This window comes from Shewanella sediminis HAW-EB3, from assembly GCF_000018025.1.
GTDB lineage: Bacteria > Pseudomonadota > Gammaproteobacteria > Enterobacterales > Shewanellaceae > Shewanella > Shewanella sediminis.
This window is the reverse complement of the sequence record NC_009831.1, coordinates 366,717-385,726: the sequence shown is the minus strand read 5'-3', so window position 1 is coordinate 385,726 and position 19,010 is coordinate 366,717. Positions and strand designations below refer to the sequence as shown.

Here is a 19,010-nt window from a genome sequence, read left to right as displayed (position 1 = left end):
GCCCCTTCCCCTCAATTTCTACTTTTTGCTTTAGCCCTCCAACTATTTATTCTCCAAAGAATTTGTCATAGATCACATTTTTCGCCATACTCAAAGACGTAGTCGAACAGATATCGAACACATATAAAAAGAACTATTCTGTTCGGCCTGATTTTAACAATAATAATTATGGAATCGCTGATGGAATCGACAATTAAAACCCCTGTAGAGATGCTAGCCCATTGGGTCGACAAGCTCGGTAACAACACCTACCTGAGACAACCCATCAATGGTCAATATAAAGATTTTAGCTGGGTAGAAGTTCAGCAGAAGATGCAACAGATAGCCGGTGCACTGAGACACTTAGGGTTAAAGCCCGGTGATAAGGTCGCGGTATTATCGAAAAACTGCGCCGAATGGTTTATTACCGATCTCGCCCTGATGCATGGGGGGTACATTAGCGTTCCCATCTATCCCACGGCCAACGCAGACACCATACGTTATGTCCTCGAGCACAGTGAAGCGAAAGCCATCTTTATCGGCAAGCTGGATTATTGGGCCGATCAGGAAGCTGGCGTAGGTGGTGATATCCTTAGAATGGCAATGCCCTACGACACTATGCCGGCACAATACCAGTGGGACAGCCTGCTCGAAATGGGCCAACCTCTAATCGATGCGCCCTTCGCGACACCGGATCAGACCATGACCCTGATCTACACCTCGGGGTCAACCGGCAAGCCCAAGGGTGCGATACTGAACTTCGCCAGTTATGGCTGGACCTGTAAGGCTGTGGTCCGGGATCTGAAAACGGACATTGAAGACAGGCTGATCTCCTATCTGCCCCTGGCGCATATTACCGAACGCGTTGCGATGGAGGGCTCCTCATTTTATTCCGGCAGCAGCGTCGCATTTGTTGAGAGTCTCGATAGTTTTGTCACCGATGTTCAACGCGCAAGACCCACGGTCTTCTTCTCTGTCCCACGGCTGTGGAGCCTGTTTCAGCAAAACATTATAGAGAAGATCGGCTATAAGAAGCTCAATTTTCTGCTTAAGGTGCCGATCCTCAATAATATCGTTAAGAAGAAGATCCATGAGGGTCTGGGGTTAGAGCACTGCCACCTGCTAGGTTCTGGCTCGGCGCCTATTCCACCGTCTCTGATCGCCTGGTATCACAAGATAGGACTCAACATCAGTGAAGCATGGGGCATGACAGAGAACAGTGCCTACTCGATTATCAACTACCCATTCGATCCCGCTAAAATCGGCACAGTCGGCCGCGCAATCGAGGGATGCTCCATTAAACAAACTGAGTCCGGAGAACTGTTGGTTAAGAGTCCGGGATTGATGACGGGTTACTATAAACAACCTGAGATGACCGCAGCCTGTTTCGATCCCGATGGTTACTTCCATACCGGCGATCTTTGTGAAATCGACAACGATGGCTGTGTCACCATTACCGGGCGGGTAAAAGATAACTTTAAAACGTCCAAAGGAAAGTATGTCGCGCCGGTACCTATTGAGCGCAAGCTTGCCCAGGATCCTCATATAGAGCTGCTCTGTGTCATAGGTTCGGGTCTGCCCCATCCTATAGCCCTGGTACAACTCTCCGAGGGCGCATCACTGCAGCCAAGAGAGGAGGTACGCACCTCCTTGAAGGCGACGCTGGACAGCATCAACCCTAACCTGGAGTCCCATGAGACCTTAGATGCAATAATTGTCGTCTCTGAACCATGGGACGTCGATAATGACGTATTAACTCCGACACTGAAGATAAAACGCCATGTGTTAGAAAAACGTTTCAGTGAAAGAGTAGATGGGATCCGTGGAGGCAAGGTTCGCTGGGAAGAGGAGCTGTAACCTTTAGCAGCCACTCTTAGTTACCTTATTTAAAGCATGCCATTGGGCATGCTTTTTTGTTATGGGAACCTTCAAAATTAACGAAATTTAATCCCCTCATCGCTTATTTTTATTGCCTGTGCGGGCAAAATACTTATGCTAGCCATCCTGAAATTATCCTGGTGAAAAAGCATGCTCATTTTACTGTCCATTATCGGCGGTTTCCTAATATTAACACTCGGTGCCGAGGCCTTGGTTCGAGGTGCGAGCGCTATCGCACTGAGACTGGGAATTGCACCTCTGGTTATCGGCTTGACCATAGTGGCATTTGGTACCAGTGCACCCGAGCTAGCCGTAAGTTTAAAGTCTGCACTCGCTGGCAAGAGTGGTATCGCACTGGGTAATGTCATCGGCTCAAACATCGCCAATATTGGCCTTATCTTGGCAATAACCGCCTTAATCCGACCCATCCAGGTGCAATCTCAGATGGTAAGACGCGACATTCCTATCATGATTGTCGCCTCACTCCTTTTCTGGGGCTTACTGCTCGACGGTGGCCTAAGTTTCTGGGATGGTGCCCTGCTCACCACGCTATTGGTCGGCTATTTGGGCTTCAGCTATATCAGCTCAAGAAATGAGGGCAATAGTGAAGAGATCGATGAACGACCACAAAGTCCGCTGTTATCTGTGGTCCTGATAATCCTTGGTATTACCATGCTGGTCACAGGCGGGATCCTATTTGTCGATGGCGCCGTAGAGTTAGCCAAAACCTTAGGGATCAGCGAAGTGATCATAGGGCTGACCATAGTCGCCATAGGAACAAGTATGCCTGAACTTGTCACCTCGGTTGTGGCCGCGAGAAAAGGAGAGAGTGATATAGCCATAGGCAATATTGTCGGCTCAAACCTATTCAATATTCTTGGCATATTGGGTATCACAGCACTCATACATCCCATTGCCGCCGGGGGAGTACAAAGTCTTGATTTGATGGTTATGCTGCTATTGGCAATCCTCATCTTACCCTTCGCCTGGTCGGGTTTTAGGATCGGTCGCCGGGAAGGGGGGATTCTATTAGCCGGATATATCTCATATATCGGCTACCTCGTGGCTCAAGCTACAGCTTAGTCTTCACCCTCTACCCAAAGGCCGCACGACTCGTCCGGCTAGGAGATAGTGCCAAGGTTTAAGCCACAATACCGCCCATAGGATTGCCATAGCCGGTTTATCTGATAGTATATGTATATAAACACAGTGATTGAGTATTATCTAAACGATTACACTCAACTAATCAGATTGGTATTGTGAGTGAATAGACTCGACCTTGTTCCCGTAACTGAGCTTAAAGGCGTTGCCAAGAAGATGGCCGAACGCTTGGCTAAGCTCGGCATTCATACGGTACAGGATCTGCTGTTTCACCTGCCCCTGCGTTACGAAGATCGCACCCAGATCTATCCCATCGCCTCACTTTATCCTGGTAACTACGGTACAATCGAAGCCGTCATTCAATCCAGCCAGATTATTCAGGGCCGCAAGCGCATGCTGACCTGTACCGTGAGAGATGACACCGGCAGCCTCACCCTCAGATTCTTCAACTTCTCTGTCGCACAAAAAAATGGATTAGAGAATGGATTAACCATTCGCGCCTATGGCGAAATTCGCCGTGGAAAACATCAGGCAGAGATCATTCATCCGGAATATAAGCTGGTACAGACCAATAGCGACCTTCCCTTGAGCGATACCCTCACGCCAGTCTATCCGACAACCGAAGGCCTCAAACAAGCCAGCTGGATAAAGCTGACGGAGCAAGCCTTAGCCCTGCTCGAAGAGGGAGGTCTGCAGGAGTTGATACCGCCGGAGCTTCAGCCCAATAACTTGAGCTTAAAAGCTGCTTTAATGCTGTTGCATCGACCTCATAACGGCGTCAACCTATTTGAACTCGAACAAGGCACTCACCCGGCGCAACAGAGGTTAATTCAAGAGGAGTTGCTGGCCCATAACCTAAGTATGTTGAAGCTGCGTCAACGCAGTAATCGGGACAAGGCCGTCTTAATGCCTGCATCGGGGCAACTGCTTAATCCATTTTTGAAATCGCTTCCCTTTAAGCCAACCGGAGCCCAACAAAGAGTCGGAGCAGATATCTCGACGGATCTGGAGAAGCCATTTCCTATGATGCGTCTCGTTCAGGGCGATGTTGGCTCAGGAAAAACCATAGTCGCCGCCTTGGCCGCCCTGCAGGCGATTGAAAATGGTTACCAGGTCGCCATGATGGCTCCGACCGAGCTCCTTGCGGAGCAACATGCCGAGAACTTTACTCAATGGTTTGAGCCCCTGGGACTCAAAGTTGGCTGGTTGGCAGGAAAATTAAAAGGAAAGGCGAGAACACAATCTCTGATGGATATTGAGAGTGGTGAAGCCAATATGGTGATAGGTACTCACGCCATCTTTCAAGAGAAGGTCACCTTTAATAAACTGGCCTTGATCATCATAGATGAACAACACAGATTTGGCGTTCATCAACGTTTAGGACTCAGGGAGAAAGGGATAGCCCAAGGGTTCCATCCCCATCAGTTGATCATGACCGCAACCCCCATTCCACGAACATTGGCAATGACGGCATATGCAGACTTAGATACTTCGGTGATTGATGAGCTGCCACCCGGGCGAACGCCGGTTGCTACCGTGGCCGTGTCGGACTCGAGGCGCAACGAAGTGATCGAAAGAGTCAGACAAGCCGCCACTAACGATGGCAGACAGGCTTATTGGGTCTGCACCTTAATTGAAGAGTCAGAGGTACTCGAGTGCCAAGCCGCTGAAGATACCGCCGAAGAGCTTAGGCTCATGCTCACAGAGCTCAAGGTAGGCTTGGTTCACGGCCGCATGAAGTCCGCCGAGAAGCAAGCCATTATGGCCGAGTTCAAGGCCGGCAACCTGAATCTGTTAGTCGCCACCACCGTCATCGAAGTGGGAGTCGATGTACCCAATGCCAGCTTGATGATCATCGAAAACCCTGAGCGATTAGGTTTAGCCCAACTGCACCAGCTTAGGGGCCGCGTCGGCCGGGGCGCGGTGGCCAGCCACTGCGTACTTATGTATAAAGCCCCACTCTCGCCCAGCGCCACCAAGCGATTAGGTGTGCTCAGAGACAGTAACGATGGCTTTATCATTGCCCAAAAAGATCTTGAGATCAGAGGTCCCGGTGAGGTGCTAGGCACTAAGCAAACAGGAATTGCCGATATGAAAATCGCCGATCTCATCCGAGATCAGGCCCTTATTCCTCATATTCAAAAACTGGCCGTTCACCTCATGCAGCAAGCGCCGGACAATGTCGATGGTATTGTGCAGCGCTGGCTAGGCGATCGAGAGCAGTTTGTGCAGGCATAACGCTACCGTCAGGTTAATAATCGCCGCTCAATACACACTTTCAGATTAATTATTTTTTATTTCAGCTGACTTCCCTAGACAAGACCGCTGAATTTTGCAAAATGGAGTGATACCACACATATTGCTTTGGTATCAGGCCATGCACTTGGCCCTCCGTAACCGAGTCGAGCTTTCAAAGGATGTTAAATGCAAGTTAGTCAAGAAGATAGAATAGCACCGCAAGAAAAGTCTGCCGGTGCCAATACCATAGCAATCGTGGCGCTTGCCGTTGTGGTACTCATCTCCGGTGGAGCTTATTACTATTTCAGCGATACCGCAGAGTTACAACCACAAGAGAGAGCCGCCGTTGAAATACCGGACGTGCTCCCCGAAGAGCCTCTCGTCACCATTGCCGATATCCCGGAGCCAGAGATAGAAGCTGTCGTCGAACCGGTAATAGAGGTGGTTGAGACCCCTCAACCAGAAATTGAACCTCTGCCGACGTTGGAAGAGAGTGATAGTTTTGTTCATGACAAGACGGTCGTGATGGCCGACGGTATGGCGATTGAGCCCATGCTGGTCGAAAAAGATCTCGTGAGACATTTTGTGGTGTTTGTCGATAACCTGGCGCAGGGAGAACTCGCTCGCAAGGTCAGTCCGCTCAAGGGGCCTGAGAGAGTATTTACCGTTTCAGAGATCACCAATAAAACTTACCTTAACCCGGACAGCTACCACAGGTACGACCTTTACGCCGATTTTGTTGCCAACTTAAATGAGGTGCAACTTGCTGACACCTATAAAGAGCTGACCCCGCTGTTATCTGAGGCATTTGAGGAGTTAGGTTATGGTGATATGAGCTTTAATGAGCGCATGCTGGAGGCCATCGACATCATGCTGGCGGCGCCGATTATTGAACAACCCATAGAGCTCGATGGTGTCAGCGTTAACTATCAATTTGTCGATCCTCAACTTGAAGCCCTTCCTAATGCGCAAAAATTATTAGTGAGAATGGGCCCTGAAAATAGCAAGAAGGTGAAAGCTGCGCTTCGTAGACTAAAGAAGCATCTAGCTGATTAATCGCTTTAACCTCATCCATCGAATGTAACCTGCAGCCCCCGCGCTGCAGGTTAAAAACCTACCTCATAAATCGTCCACTCCCCTCGATACATTATCACAACACCTGTAATCCAAAACCCTTCATCATAGAGATGAATCTGGTGTAGAATGAATCGGGTATGGCGACTGAAATTTAGGGTATTGCAACTCTGATATTACTCGTTATGGACAACCCGGACTCAATCGTCATATCAGAGGCAAAGCGGTGCAGTTACTATTTACAATTTGTTCTTGGGGAGCCTGGTCTCCTCGATGCCAACAGGCCAGTGATTGGAAGCGTTGGCCGGAAACAAAATTAGCTCATGATTCAGATCTGCCCAGAGCACCAAAATTAGCCCAGGTTCCGGCCATGCAGCGCAGGCGCTATAGCGCTCTGACCAAGATGCAACTCGAAGCCGCCTTTCAATGTGATGCGCCGCAGCAATGCCGTACCATCTTCAGCTCCAGACACGGAGAGCTAAATCGCACCATAGGGCTACTCGATAATGTCGTAAATCGAGAGGCCCTTTCTCCCACGGCCTTTAGCCAGTCGGTCCATAATACCGCCAGTGGGATCTACAGCATACTTAAGGGAAACCGCTCCGCCTCTACCTCGATTGCCGCAGGTAGTGAGACACTTTATCAAGCACTGGTTGAGGCTTATGCTCAGCTTCACGAAGACCCCACTCCACTCCTGTTTGTCTTTGGTGATGAACCGGTTCCACAGGTTTATAGCCAGTTCACCGACGAGCCGGAACTGCCGCTCTCTATGGCCTTCGTTTTGACGCTTACAGCGCCTGAGCCCGGTCAGCCACAGCTCACCATAGGCAATTTAACTTCGGCAGATGATCTGAGTTATGGAGAGCTTCTCCATAGTCTGGCGACAAAACAGCCCACGAGTGGAACGCTATCTAAACATCATTGGCAGTTAAGTTTTGGATAACGCTCCGGCAAAGAGACTCACCGGTATTGCCTACATTCCCAGGTGGTTAGGAGGCGTTAGCTGCTATATCGTTTTCGGGCTCGGCGGCCTGTTAACCTCGCTAACCATCTTACCTCTTCTCAGGTTTTGGCCGGGCACTAGAGAGCAAAGAGTTAGTCGGGTACAAAAAGCCGTACATATTATGTTTCGGGGGTTCGTCCATATGCTCACCAGGGCTGGGGTCATAAAAGTCACCCCGGTTAACATCACGCGACTGAGCGAGGCGAGAGGCAAGGTGGTGATCATGAATCATCCTACCCTGGTCGATGTCGTGGTATTGATAAGCTTAATGCCAAATGCCGGATGCATCGTTAAACAAGGTATCTGGCGAAACCCTTTTATGCGCGGCGTTGTGGCCTGCGCGGGTTATATACCTAACCGTGGTGCTGAATTACTTCTACTTGATTGCAAGCAAGTGTTAGACCGCGGGACTAACTTAATCATCTTCCCGGAAGGCACACGCACAGTCCTTGGCACTGTTATCAATGATTTTGCCCGTGGTGCTGCCAATATAGCACTGAGAACCAAGACAGATATTTTACCTGTCATTCTTCATACCAATGCATCTGGCTTAACTAAGCAGGAAGCCTGGTATGAAATCCCCCGTCGCACCATAGGGATGCGTGTTGAAGTAGGCGAAACTATCGATCACATCAGGTATGATACACAAGCCGGTGGCGATGCAAAAATGGCGCGTCTACTTACACGGGATCTCGAAGATCACTTTAAAAAAGAACTTAAATAAATTATGAGCTTACACAACGAAATAAAACAATTAATCATAGATTGCTTAGATCTTGAAGACGTCAGCATCGATGATATTGAAACTGATGCGGCGCTATTTGGAGAAGGCTTAGGGCTGGACTCAATCGATGCGCTGGAACTAGGCCTAGCGATTAAAAAGCGATTCGATGTGAAAATCGAAGCGAACTCTGAAGCCACTAAAGCACATTTTTATAGCGTGGCCAACTTGGCTAGCTTTATTGAATCGCAGCGAGCTTAGGAGAGATTATGCAAAGTCGTGAACAAATTCTTGAAGCCTTGACTCAGATCTTAGTCGATGAGTTTGAAATCGAAGCCGAAGATATCACCCTTGAAGCGTCTCTCTATCAAGAGTTAGATCTGGACAGTATCGATGCCGTTGACTTAGTCATCAAGTTGCAGCAGATGACAGGGAAGAAAATTAAGCCCGAAGAGTTTAAAGCCGTACGGACCGTCGATGACGTGGTTACCGCCATCGAAGGGCTGACTAAAGGCTGATGCGCTTATTTTTACAAATAGTCACCAGTCTCTTATTGATTGGCTATCCTTTAGCCGTTTATTTTGGACTCAACTATTTGCCGGCAGGCACCATAGCCATGGTACTTTGCCTGTTTTTAATTCTGCGGTTGCTGATACAAAAGCAACAGGTAAAGTCGATGGTTTTGCCTGTATTGGTCGGTATAGGATTAACTGCCGGAAGTTTTATCGCAAAGAGGCATGATTGGTTACTTTACTATCCAGTGGTGATTAACCTTAGCATGCTACTTTTGTTCGGCTATTCGCTAAAATCGGGACCGAGTATGATTGAACGACTCGCCAGGTTGAAAGAACCTGATCTTCCCGATGAAGCGATACCTTACTTACAAAAAGTCACGCTCATCTGGTGTGGCTTATTTGTTTTCAATGGCGTCGTAGCCCTCTATACCGCTCGCTATTCCAGTTTGGAAATATGGACGCTGTATAACGGACTTATCGCCTATCTGCTCATAGGTTCGCTACTTGGTGGCGAGTGGTTGTATAGAACTATTTGGTTAAAAAAGTCATGACAGAGTTATTGAAATCTTGGTTATCCAAGGGGCCATCGAGCCAACAACTTATCAGCTTCAATCACCATGATATTGTCAACGGTGCCGCCTTTACGAGCCAGGTTACCAATATCCACCAGCAACTGATCCAATCAAAATCACAGCGTTGGTTATTGGCATGCGAAAGTAGCGACCTGTTTGCAGTGGGATTATGTGCCGCACTGCTTGCGGGCAAAGAGATAATCCTGCCATCAAACACTCAGACTGGCACCTTGAGTGAGATAACCCATGAGTTCGATGGAGTCATCTCTGATCAGCCTCTTTGTGAAGGTAAAACCTTCATCATGCTGAAGAGAGACCTCCATGAAACCAATAATGTCTGGCCAAAGTGTGACAATTACGGAAAGCTCGTTCTCTTTACTTCCGGCAGTAGCGGTCATCCCAAGGCCGTATGTAAAACACTCGAGCAGTTAGATGCTGAAGTCAGCATCCTTGAGAACACTTTCGCCAAGCATCTTCCGCACTGCAGCGTGATATCGACCGTTTCTCATCAACACATCTATGGACTGTTGTTTAAGATCCTGTGGCCACTCGCGGCCAGCCGTCCATTTTTGAGCGATATTGTCGAATACCCGGAAACGCTGACCTATTACACCAGTTTATTCCCCAACCTTTGCTTGATCAGTAGCCCGGCTCAGTTATCCCGTCTTCCGGAATCATTGGATAACGAACGCCAGTTAAGATCGCCAAGCCTAGTATTCAGCTCTGGCGGACCGCTTAATTTCGAGGCGGCCCAAGGCATCGCTCACTGTTATGGCCGACAACCCATAGAGGTTTTCGGCAGCACAGAAACTGGCGGAGTAGCCTACCGTAGACAGACTCAACAAGATCAAGCCTGGCGCGTTTTCGACAGCATTGATATCCGCCAAGACGATAAAGATGGCGCCTTGCTGCTTAAATCACCCTATCTTGAGAATGATAAATGGCTGAGATGCGAAGATAAGATCACTCTTCTCAAGCCCGGTGAGTTTCAGTTACAGGGACGACTCGACCGGGTAGTAAAAATCGAAGAGAAGCGTCTGTCACTGGTGCAGATGGAGGCCCTGTTAGAGAGCCACCCCTTGGTCAGTCAGGCGGCACTGCTTGTCTTAGATCAGCCACGCACGCAACTTGGGGCCGTCATTGAGTTATCTCAGCAAGGCAAAGAGCAGTTAGATACCGAGGGAAAGCTCAGCCTTAATAATCTGTTTAAGGCTCATCTGTTGACCCAGTTCGAACGAGTCACCCTGCCCAGACGTTGGCGCTACCCTGAAACTGTTCCCGTGAACTCTCAGGGAAAAAGATTAGCTAATCAATTATCTGAGTTGTTCGAACATGATTAAATCCAAGCTGCCCAGAGTCCTCTCGACAGACATTCAAGTCGAAGCCGTAGAGTGGCGCATATTTATCGACGCTGACTTACCATTTTTTGACGGCCACTTTCCCGAACAGGCCGTACTGCCGGGTGTAACTCAATTAGACTGGGCGATTCGTATGGGGTGTGAGTATTTCAATTACCCTGCTGACGTTGCCACGTTAGAAGTGCTTAAGTTTCAGCAGTTAATGCTGCCAAACTCTGAGGTAAGCCTGAAAATCTCTCAAAACAGCAGTAAAACAAAATTGCTCTTTAGCTATTTTGATGATGAGAAGCGATTCGCATCGGGCCGGATCTTACTGGCCTCTCCAGCCCTTGCTGATATAGAGAACAGCTGATGCAATTAGCATTGGTCATTCCGAACTTCAATCATCAAGCTGCGATCGAGAAGACCCTTGAATCACTGGCTGAGCTCGAATTTCATTGCTACCTGGTAGACGACGGTAGCAATGATGAAACGCGGCACCTGTTAATTTCTCTTGCCGATAAGTATTCATGGATCACGCTATTGCATCACCCATTTAACCGTGGCAAAGGCGCCGCGGTGACCACAGGCCTGCGAGCCGCCTATAAAGATGGTTACAGCCATGCACTACAGGTCGATGCCGACGGCCAGCATAACTTAGACGATATCCCGGCCATGGTCGCCAGAGCTGAGGCTAACCCTAAAGCCTTAATCTCCGGCCTGCCTCAATATGACGAGTCCGTTCCTAAGAGTCGATTCTACGCACGCTACCTCACCCATTTCTGGGTATGGGTAGAGACCTTAAGTTTCGATATACAAGACTCCATGTGTGGCTTTCGTGTCTACCCCCTTGCCGCCACCGAAAAGTTATTTCTGAGCCAGGCCTTAGGCGAGCGAATGGACTTCGATATTGAAGTGTTAGTTCGCCTGCACTGGGCTGGCACAGAGGTTATCCATCTACCGACACAAGTTATCTATCCCGAAGATGGCATCAGCCACTTTCAGGGATTATGGGATAATCTGCGGATCTCAGGCATGCACACCCGACTGTTTTTCGGCATGCTAAAACGTCTGCCACAGAGATTCATCAAGAACAACCGGGATACTCATTGGTCCGGAGTCGCCGAACGCGGCAGTTATTGGGGCATAAAATTACTGGCTGCCAGTTATAAACTCGGCGGACACTGGCTATGCCGTGCCATCATGTATCCCGTTATCTTCTATTTCTTCCTGACAGGTCGTAGCGCCAGAGAAGCCTCGCTCACATTTCTGAAGCAGGTAAAAAGCTATGATCCGAAGCAGCCACAACTACAAGGGAATGTCGACTGGCGTCAAAGCCTCAAACACTTCCTTGCCTTCGGTAATGCAGCCTTAGATCGCATCGATGCCTGGTGCGATCGCATTCAACTCAGTCAGGTCGATTTTCCCAACCGCGCCCTCCTTGCCGATCAGCTAGCAGCCGGTCAGGGTGCAGTATTATTGGTCTCTCATCTGGGGAACCTTGAGTTATGCCGAGCCATCTCCGTTCACCAGAAGCGGGTCAAAGTGAACGTCATGGTGTTAACGGAAAATGCCGAAAACTTTAATCGCGTCTTAAAACAACTCAACCCGGATAGTTCTCTTAACCTTATTCAGGTCACCGACTTAGGCCCGACAACCTCGATGTTGCTACAGCAGAAGATTGAAGAGGGAGAGTTGGTCGTTATCGCCGGAGATAGAACCTCATCGAACACCCAAGGCCGGGTGATCTACGCCCCCTTCATGGGAAAACAAGCTCCCTTCCCTCAGGGGCCTTTTATTCTTGCCGGGCTACTCGATTGCCCCGTATATTTAATGTTCTGCCTTCGCGAGCAGGGGCGCTACAGGGTCCACTTAGAAACATTCTCGAATACACTGAAAGGCCCCAGAAAAGGTCGAATGCAGAGACTCGAAGACGCCGTTAATAACTACAGCTCACGGCTCGAATATTATGCGCGGCGTGAACCGCTGCAATGGTTTAATTTTTTTGATTTTTGGCGTAAGGACTGCGAGATCCAGCGAACCAATTTTCAGGGTAAAGACAGGACAGATAAATAGATGACTCAGACTAATCAATCAAACCCAAACGAGATGATTGTTCATTTTGGTCACAGGGCCTTATCCCTGGAAGATGTCGTTGCAGTAGCCAAAGGCGCTAAAGCAAAGTTAAAAGAGAGTCATGATTATCAGACCTATATTCAAAAAGGGGCTAACTTCATCGATAGCCTGCTTAATGAAGAGGGGGTGGTCTATGGTGTCACAACCGGTTATGGCGACTCTTGCACGGTTACCGTTGGCCTGGATCTGGTCCATGAACTCCCCCTGCACCTCACTCGATTTCATGGCTGCGGCTTAGGCGAAATACTCTCCCCTATGCAGGCACGCGCCGTGATGGCTTGCCGACTAAGTTCGCTCGCCGTAGGTAAATCCGGTGTGAGCTACGAGCTATTGCAGAGAATTGAAAACCTGCTCAACCTCAATATCATTCCGGTGATCCCGGAGGAAGGTTCTGTAGGGGCCAGTGGCGATCTGACTCCACTCTCGTATCTGGCCGCGGTACTCGTGGGCGAGCGTGATGTCATCTATGAAGGTGTGCGTCAGCCCACCGCCGACGTGTATGCCAAGCTCAATATCTCCCCACTGAGACTGCGCCCGAAAGAGGGGTTAGCCCTTATGAATGGCACCGCCGTCATGACGGCGCTGGCGTGTTTAGCCTATGACAGAGCCCAGTATCTTAGCCGGCTTGCGAGCCGCATCACCGCGATGGCATCACTCACTCTGAAGGGGAACTCTAACCACTTCGATGATATCTTGTTCGCCGCTAAGCCTCATCCGGGACAAAACCAGATAGCCGCTTGGATCCGCGAAGATCTCAACCATCATGAGCATCCAAGAAATTCAGATAGACTCCAGGATAGATACTCTATCCGCTGCGCGCCGCACATTATCGGTGTATTGCAAGACGCACTGCCTTTCATGCGTCAGTTTATCGAGACTGAGTTAAACAGTGCCAACGATAACCCTATCGTAGACGCCGAAGGCGAGCATATTCTTCATGGCGGTCACTTCTATGGCGGCCACATCGCCTTTGTCATGGATTCCATGAAAAATACCGTCGCCAATATCGCCGATCTCATCGATCGTCAGATGGCTCTGGTGATGGATCCTAAGTTCAATAACGGTCTCCCCGCTAATCTGTCGGCATCGACAGGGGCACGGCGCGCAATTAACCATGGTTTCAAAGCCGTGCAGATAGGCGTCTCCGCCTGGACAGCCGAGGCATTAAAAAACACCATGCCCGCCAGCGTATTTTCCCGCTCTACAGAGTGTCACAATCAAGATAAAGTCAGCATGGGTACCATAGCAGCACGCGATTGTATGCGTGTACTCCAGTTGACGGAGCAGGTTGCCGCAGCCGCGCTGTTAGCCATGACGCAAGGGATAAATTTACGGATCTCACAAGAGGAGCTTTGCCACTCATCGCTGACTCCATCCGTCGCTAAGACCCTGGAGCAAGTTAAGGCTGACTTTGAACTACTGACAGAGGATAGACCGCTAGAATCTGTCCTCAGGCAGACCGTAGACAAGATCCAGCATGGTTTATGGGAAGTGTGTTAATGACTAAGCTATCGGGCAAAGCCATCTTAACCATTGAGTTAGAGATGCTGATCCCATTTCATGATGTCGACTCCATGGGGATCACCTGGCATGGCAACTATTTGCGTTATTTCGAAATAGCCCGTTGTCAGCTATTAGATAAAATCCAATACGGTTACCGGGAGATGCAAGCCTCAGGTTACTCCTGGCCTATCGTCGATCTACAGATAAAGTACGTTCAACCCAGCACGTTTGAGCAAAAGATTAAGGTTATCGCCTCACTCGTCGAGTGGGAGAATCGTATCAAGATCAACTATCAGGTCAGGGATGTCGTCACTAACCAACGACTCACCAAGGGCTACACAATACAAGCCGCCGTTGAAACTGAAACCAACGAGCTTTGCTTCGTGACGCCCGATATCTTCAGAGAAAAAATTGCCCACCTGATAGAGAAGCACGCCTCCCAAAACCCGGTAGTATCTGAGGGAAGCGGCCGATGAAGACACGCGAGAGGTCTTATAGCACATGGTTCGCAACAGGTTTATCGCGAGGGAAAAGCGTTTTCGGTTTACTCCTGCTGTTGAGCCTGAGCACATTTAACGTTCATGCGACACAATCTTCCAATTATGACACTCTTTTTGAATCATCAGCAGACAATAAAAGGCTGCAGGCATTAGCCGATCGGCTCATGATAGGAGAGAGCGCCAGCGGAAGCTTTACTCAATACCGAACACTCAAGGTTCTGAAGAAGCCCCTGATCAGTCATGGACACTTTATTTTTGATTCTCGACTCGGCCTTGTGTGGCAACAGACTCAGCCCTTTGAAACGACCCTGATATTGAAAGAGGGGGAGTTGATACAGATAGATAGCGCGGGCAGAAGGCAGGTATCCCAGGCAGGTTCCAATCAGGGAGCCGCAGCTATCGCGCAAACCATGCCGAAGTTACTGTCGGCACTGCTGAGTGGTAACTTGAGCGACTTGAGTGAGCACTTTAACCTGTACCTCAAAGCCGACGACACTCGAAACGAGCCACAAGAAGATGAACCAGCTCATTGGCAGCTGGGGTTAATCCCTAAAGATCCTCTGCTCGTCAAAGCTATCCCTCAAATGGTATTAGAGGGCGGGGAGCAGGTATCGGCCCTGATCTTACTGAGCAACAGTGGAGACAGTAGCAGAATTGAGTTTGAGCAGATAAGCAAGGCTCCACTTTCGCAAGAGCAGCGACTCTTTTTATCAGATAGGCAGGGTGAGGATTCTCCTAAGGTTCAGCCTGAAGCCAAGCCAGAACCTTATCCATGATAGATAAATTGGCACTCAGACTGAGTCAATACCCGGCAAGGCTCAAATTTGCCCTCTGGGTAATGTTGCTGTGCATCACCACGTTAACAGGCATACAGCTTTGGCAAGGCGGGGCTAAGATCCAAAGTGATATTTTGGCTATGCTGCCAAAGCTCAAAGAAGACCCCTTAACCGAAACCGCCCTCGCGCGGGTCGAAGAACAGCTATCAAACACTGTCTATATCGCCCTACTCGCCGAAGATAAAAGCCAAGCCGTTACTGCAGCGAATACATTGATAGAGAGCCTTTCATCGGACAATCGAGATGCATTCGTTGATATAAGAAGTGCCGATCTCAATCAGGCTCAGGCACTGAACCATTTCTATTTTAATCATAGATTTAATCTGTTAACTCAAGCTCAGGCAAGCGCCCTCTCATCCGGCAAGTTAAGCGAACTGCTCCGGCAGGCTCAGCTTCAGCTCTACAATGCCTTCGGCTACGCTAACAGTGGCTTAATCGCTAACGACCCTCTACTGCTTTATCCGGACAACCTGCAGGCGCTTGCACCTAAACAAAGATTACAGGTGCAACAGGGAATACTGCTGGGCCAATGGTCTCCTAACGAAACTGACGAAAGCTCAAAACCGGCGGCTAAGGTGGCCGCAATAGTGATGGCCAAAGGATTGGGTAGCGCCTTTAACCCAAACACACAAGAATTACAGATGGCCGTGTTACAAGAGGCATTCGAGACGGTCGAGTCTCAAAACAAGCAGGTAGCGTTTCTCAAAGCCGGCGCCCTGTTTCATGCCAGCGCCGCGACTAAGAGCGCCAAGAGTGAAGTCTCCACTCTGGGGCTTGCCTCACTTATCGGCGTGAGCTTACTCGTCTGGCTCGCCTTTCGCTCCGTCATGCCTCTGGGCATCGCGTTATTGACGATAACCACCAGCCTGCTAACAGCGGTAGTGATGACACTGCTTATCTTCTCAGAACTTCACCTGCTGACCTTAGTGTTTGGTACCAGCCTGATAGGCATCGCCATCGACTATAATTTTCACTTTTATTGCGAGCGACTGGCTCAAGCAGAAAAAAGTGCCAACGAGATAATTAGAAAGATATTTCCGGCGATCACACTGGCACTGCTTACCAGTGTATTGGCCTATTCCGGCATAGGTCTTGCCCCCTTCCCGGGAATGCAGCAGGTTGCCGTTTTCTGCGCTGCGGGTCTGTTCGGTGCCTATATCACCTTAAGCCTAGCCTATCCGCTACTCGCCTCGGGGCCACTTCCTTCGGGTGAAAAGCCCCTGTCTATGGCTGCGGCATACCTGACAAAATTAAATTCCATATCGCGTTTTTTGAATTATAAAATAGGGGGCGTGTTACTTGCCCTATCTGTCATCATCTCCGCATTTGGTCTTTATCAACTCACGAGTGATGATGATATTCGCAACCTTCAACAGAGCCCTGAGTCGGTATCAGATGAAGAGCAGCAACTCAGAGGTATCCTCAGTGGCGGAACCGATAATCAATTTTTGCTTGTTAGAGGAGAGACTGAAGAGCAATTACTGCAGCGACTGGAAATACTCTCCCCCAAGCTAAACAATGCAGTAGAAAAAGGATTGATTGGTAATGCTTTTAGCCTGAGTACCTACCTTCCAAGCAGAAGTAAACAAGAGGATAATTACCAGCTGCAGGGGCTTATTTATCAACAGAATTTAGCCTCGATTGTTGAAAACCTCGGGCTCGATGACTCCCTGATTTCAGACTTAGCAGAGGCGTATCAAAAAGCCAAAGGAAGCTATATCGATGCAGAATCCTTTATAAGTTCCGATGCAGGTAAACTGTTTAAGCCGCTATGGATAACGCCCACACCTTTGCAAGATCAATACGGGGCCATCGTGCTGCTTGGCGGAATAACCGAGATAGACAAACTTGAGAGTTTTTTCTCCAAACTATCCTACGTTCAGTTGGTAGATAGAGTCGGTGAGATATCCGGCGTCATGGGCCAGTACCGACAATTAACCCTCTGGCTACTCGCCATCGCCATGGCTATAGCGGCTCTCATTTTCAGCACTCGCTTCGGAATAAAACTGGCCGCTTTAGTGGTCGCAGTTCCGGCACTTTCAGCGGTTTTGACATTGTCACTACTTGGGCTGATAGGGGCTCCTCTCACACTATTTCATGCTCTGGCACTCATCCTCGTCTTTGGGATCGGCGTCGATTACAGCCTGTTTTTTGCCGAATCCAAACACCAGAGTCGAGGCGTGATGATGGCGGTCTTTATGTCTGCCAGTTCAACCATCTTAGCCTTTGGACTGCTGGCATTTAGCAGTACGCCGGCCATACATAGCTTTGGACTGACGCTCCTGTTGGGGATTGGCTTCACCTTCGCTCTATCCCCCTTTATTCAAACTTTTACAAGGACTTTTAAGTGATGCCAGCCTCTTCATCTACGCCAGAGACACTGACTGATATTGACGTTGCAATCATAGGTGCCGGGCCATCGGGTTGTATCGCCGCAAGCCTCCTTCATCAGCAAGGCAAGCGGGTTATTGTCATAGAGAAGCTACACTTTCCGCGCTTTTCCATCGGTGAGAGTCTACTGCCTTGCTGTATGCAATGGCTTGAAGAGGCAAATATGCTCGACGCGGTGAACCAGGCCGGTTTTCAGTTCAAAAACGGCGCCGCTTTTCGTTATAAAGAGCAATACACAGATTTCGATTTCAGCGATAAATTCACACCGGGACCGGGGGCAACCTTCCAGGTAGAACGCGCCGACTTCGATAAACTGCTGGCAGATACGGCTGCCGAACAGGGCGTTGATATTCGCTACGGTGAAACGGTTACAACCGTCGACCTGATCGGCAAACCAAGACTGACGGTAACCGATGCCAACGGAGAGGCATATCTTATCGAGGCCGAGTATCTATTGGATGCCAGTGGGTTTGGTCGTGTTCTGCCTAAGTTACTCGAGCTGGAAAAGCCATCGACGTTAGCCAATCGCAGTGCCATATTTACCCACATCCAAGATAATATCGGCAAAAAAGAGGTCGATGACAGGCCCTTCGACCGTAATAAAATATTGATCAGCGTTCACCCACAAAACAGGGATATCTGGTATTGGCTGATCCCATTAAGCCCTGACAGGTGCTCTTTAGGTGTCGTGGGTGAACCCCATCTCATGGGCAACTCAGACCTTGACCTGGAAGTGATTTTGATGGATATGGTCAATCAGGAACCTGGCCTGAAGACGCTATTGGCTGATGCCGAAATTCTTCGGGAGTGTGCGGAACTTAAAGGCTACTCCGCCAATGTCAGCACCTTGGCCACCGACAAGTTTGCCCTCTTAGGCAATGCCGGCGAATTCCTGGATCCGGTCTTCTCTTCAGGCGTTACTATCGCTATGCAATCGGCCTCTATGGCGACTAAATGTGTCGTGAGGCAACTCAATGGTGAAAAAATTGATTGGCAGAGTGAATATGCAAAGCCTTTGATGCGGGGAGTCGATACCTTCCGCACCTATGTTGAGGCTTGGTATGATGGTCGCTTCCAGGACGTCATCTTCTATGATGCCCCGGATAACAAGATAAAACAGATGGTCTGCTCAATCTTAGCCGGCTATGCATGGGATGAGGCCAACCCCTTAGTCGCCGAATCAGAAAAAAGGCTCAACCTTATTGTTGAGCTATGCCGCTAAACGC

General features: G+C 49.2%; 16 protein-coding genes and 1 pseudogene. All 17 read left to right on the top strand.

What is annotated here, in order from left to right; translation table 11 throughout:
* Positions 1–180 precede the first annotated feature (180 nt).
* The 17 genes and pseudogenes from SSED_RS01710 to SSED_RS01630 all read left to right on the top strand — a co-directional run bounded on the left by SSED_RS01710 (position 181) and on the right by SSED_RS01630 (position 19,006).
* Positions 181–1,836 (top strand): AMP-binding protein, encoded by a 1,656-nt coding sequence (locus tag SSED_RS01710; RefSeq protein ID WP_041421490.1) that lies wholly within the window; start codon positions 181–183, stop codon positions 1,834–1,836.
* A 171-nt stretch (positions 1,837–2,007) separates the two neighbouring features.
* Complete coding sequence (locus SSED_RS01705) at positions 2,008–2,940, top strand: calcium/sodium antiporter (RefSeq protein WP_012004469.1); 933 nt, start codon at positions 2,008–2,010, stop codon at positions 2,938–2,940.
* 180 nt (positions 2,941–3,120) lie between these two features.
* Positions 3,121–5,196: an ATP-dependent DNA helicase RecG gene (gene recG / locus SSED_RS01700; RefSeq protein ID WP_012004468.1), complete on the top strand. Its 2,076-nt coding sequence runs from the start codon at positions 3,121–3,123 to the stop codon at positions 5,194–5,196.
* 186 nt (positions 5,197–5,382) lie between these two features.
* On the top strand, positions 5,383–6,252 hold the full coding sequence (locus SSED_RS01695; RefSeq protein WP_012004467.1) for a DUF3014 domain-containing protein: 870 nt from the start codon (positions 5,383–5,385) through the stop codon (positions 6,250–6,252).
* A 244-nt stretch (positions 6,253–6,496) separates the two neighbouring features.
* Positions 6,497–7,213, top strand: a complete 717-nt coding sequence (locus SSED_RS01690; RefSeq protein ID WP_012004466.1) for a beta-ketoacyl synthase chain length factor — start codon at positions 6,497–6,499, stop codon at positions 7,211–7,213.
* Positions 7,206–8,053 (top strand): annotated as a pseudogene (locus SSED_RS01685) (lysophospholipid acyltransferase family protein). The gene SSED_RS01690 and the pseudogene SSED_RS01685 overlap by 8 nt, the downstream one beginning before the upstream one ends.
* The gene (locus tag SSED_RS01680; protein ID WP_012004464.1) at positions 8,001–8,255 is read left to right on the top strand and encodes a phosphopantetheine-binding protein; all 255 of its coding nucleotides are present in this window, start codon (positions 8,001–8,003) and stop codon (positions 8,253–8,255) included. Before SSED_RS01685 ends, SSED_RS01680 begins: the two are co-directional and overlap by 53 nt.
* An 8-nt stretch (positions 8,256–8,263) precedes the next feature.
* Positions 8,264–8,512, top strand: a complete 249-nt coding sequence (locus tag SSED_RS01675) for an acyl carrier protein (protein WP_012004463.1) — start codon at positions 8,264–8,266, stop codon at positions 8,510–8,512.
* Positions 8,512–9,060: a COG4648 family protein gene (locus tag SSED_RS01670; protein ID WP_012004462.1), complete on the top strand. Its 549-nt coding sequence runs from the start codon at positions 8,512–8,514 to the stop codon at positions 9,058–9,060. The genes SSED_RS01675 and SSED_RS01670 overlap by 1 nt, the downstream gene beginning before the upstream one ends.
* Entirely contained in the window at positions 9,057–10,421 is a 1,365-nt protein-coding gene (locus SSED_RS01665; RefSeq protein ID WP_012004461.1) for an AMP-binding protein, read from the top strand. Before SSED_RS01670 ends, SSED_RS01665 begins: the two co-directional genes overlap by 4 nt.
* Positions 10,414–10,791: an ApeI family dehydratase gene (locus tag SSED_RS01660; protein WP_012004460.1), complete on the top strand. Its 378-nt coding sequence runs from the start codon at positions 10,414–10,416 to the stop codon at positions 10,789–10,791. The genes SSED_RS01665 and SSED_RS01660 overlap by 8 nt, the downstream gene beginning before the upstream one ends.
* On the top strand, positions 10,791–12,494 hold the full coding sequence (locus SSED_RS01655) for a glycosyltransferase family 2 protein (protein WP_012004459.1): 1,704 nt from the start codon (positions 10,791–10,793) through the stop codon (positions 12,492–12,494). Before SSED_RS01660 ends, SSED_RS01655 begins: the two co-directional genes overlap by 1 nt.
* On the top strand, positions 12,495–14,054 hold the full coding sequence (locus SSED_RS01650; RefSeq protein ID WP_012004458.1) for an HAL/PAL/TAL family ammonia-lyase: 1,560 nt from the start codon (positions 12,495–12,497) through the stop codon (positions 14,052–14,054). It abuts the gene before it with no gap.
* Positions 14,054–14,533, top strand: a complete 480-nt coding sequence (locus SSED_RS01645) for an acyl-CoA thioesterase (RefSeq protein WP_012004457.1) — start codon at positions 14,054–14,056, stop codon at positions 14,531–14,533. The genes SSED_RS01650 and SSED_RS01645 overlap by 1 nt, the downstream gene beginning before the upstream one ends.
* A complete protein-coding gene (locus SSED_RS01640; protein ID WP_012004456.1) occupies positions 14,530–15,333 on the top strand; it encodes an outer membrane lipoprotein carrier protein LolA in 804 nt (267 codons plus the stop codon). The genes SSED_RS01645 and SSED_RS01640 overlap by 4 nt, the downstream gene beginning before the upstream one ends.
* Positions 15,330–17,744 (top strand): MMPL family transporter, encoded by a 2,415-nt coding sequence (locus SSED_RS01635; RefSeq protein WP_012004455.1) that lies wholly within the window; start codon positions 15,330–15,332, stop codon positions 17,742–17,744. Before SSED_RS01640 ends, SSED_RS01635 begins: the two co-directional genes overlap by 4 nt.
* Positions 17,744–19,006 (top strand): NAD(P)/FAD-dependent oxidoreductase, encoded by a 1,263-nt coding sequence (locus SSED_RS01630; RefSeq protein WP_012004454.1) that lies wholly within the window; start codon positions 17,744–17,746, stop codon positions 19,004–19,006. The genes SSED_RS01635 and SSED_RS01630 overlap by 1 nt, the downstream gene beginning before the upstream one ends.
* Positions 19,007–19,010: the final 4 nt, after the last annotated feature.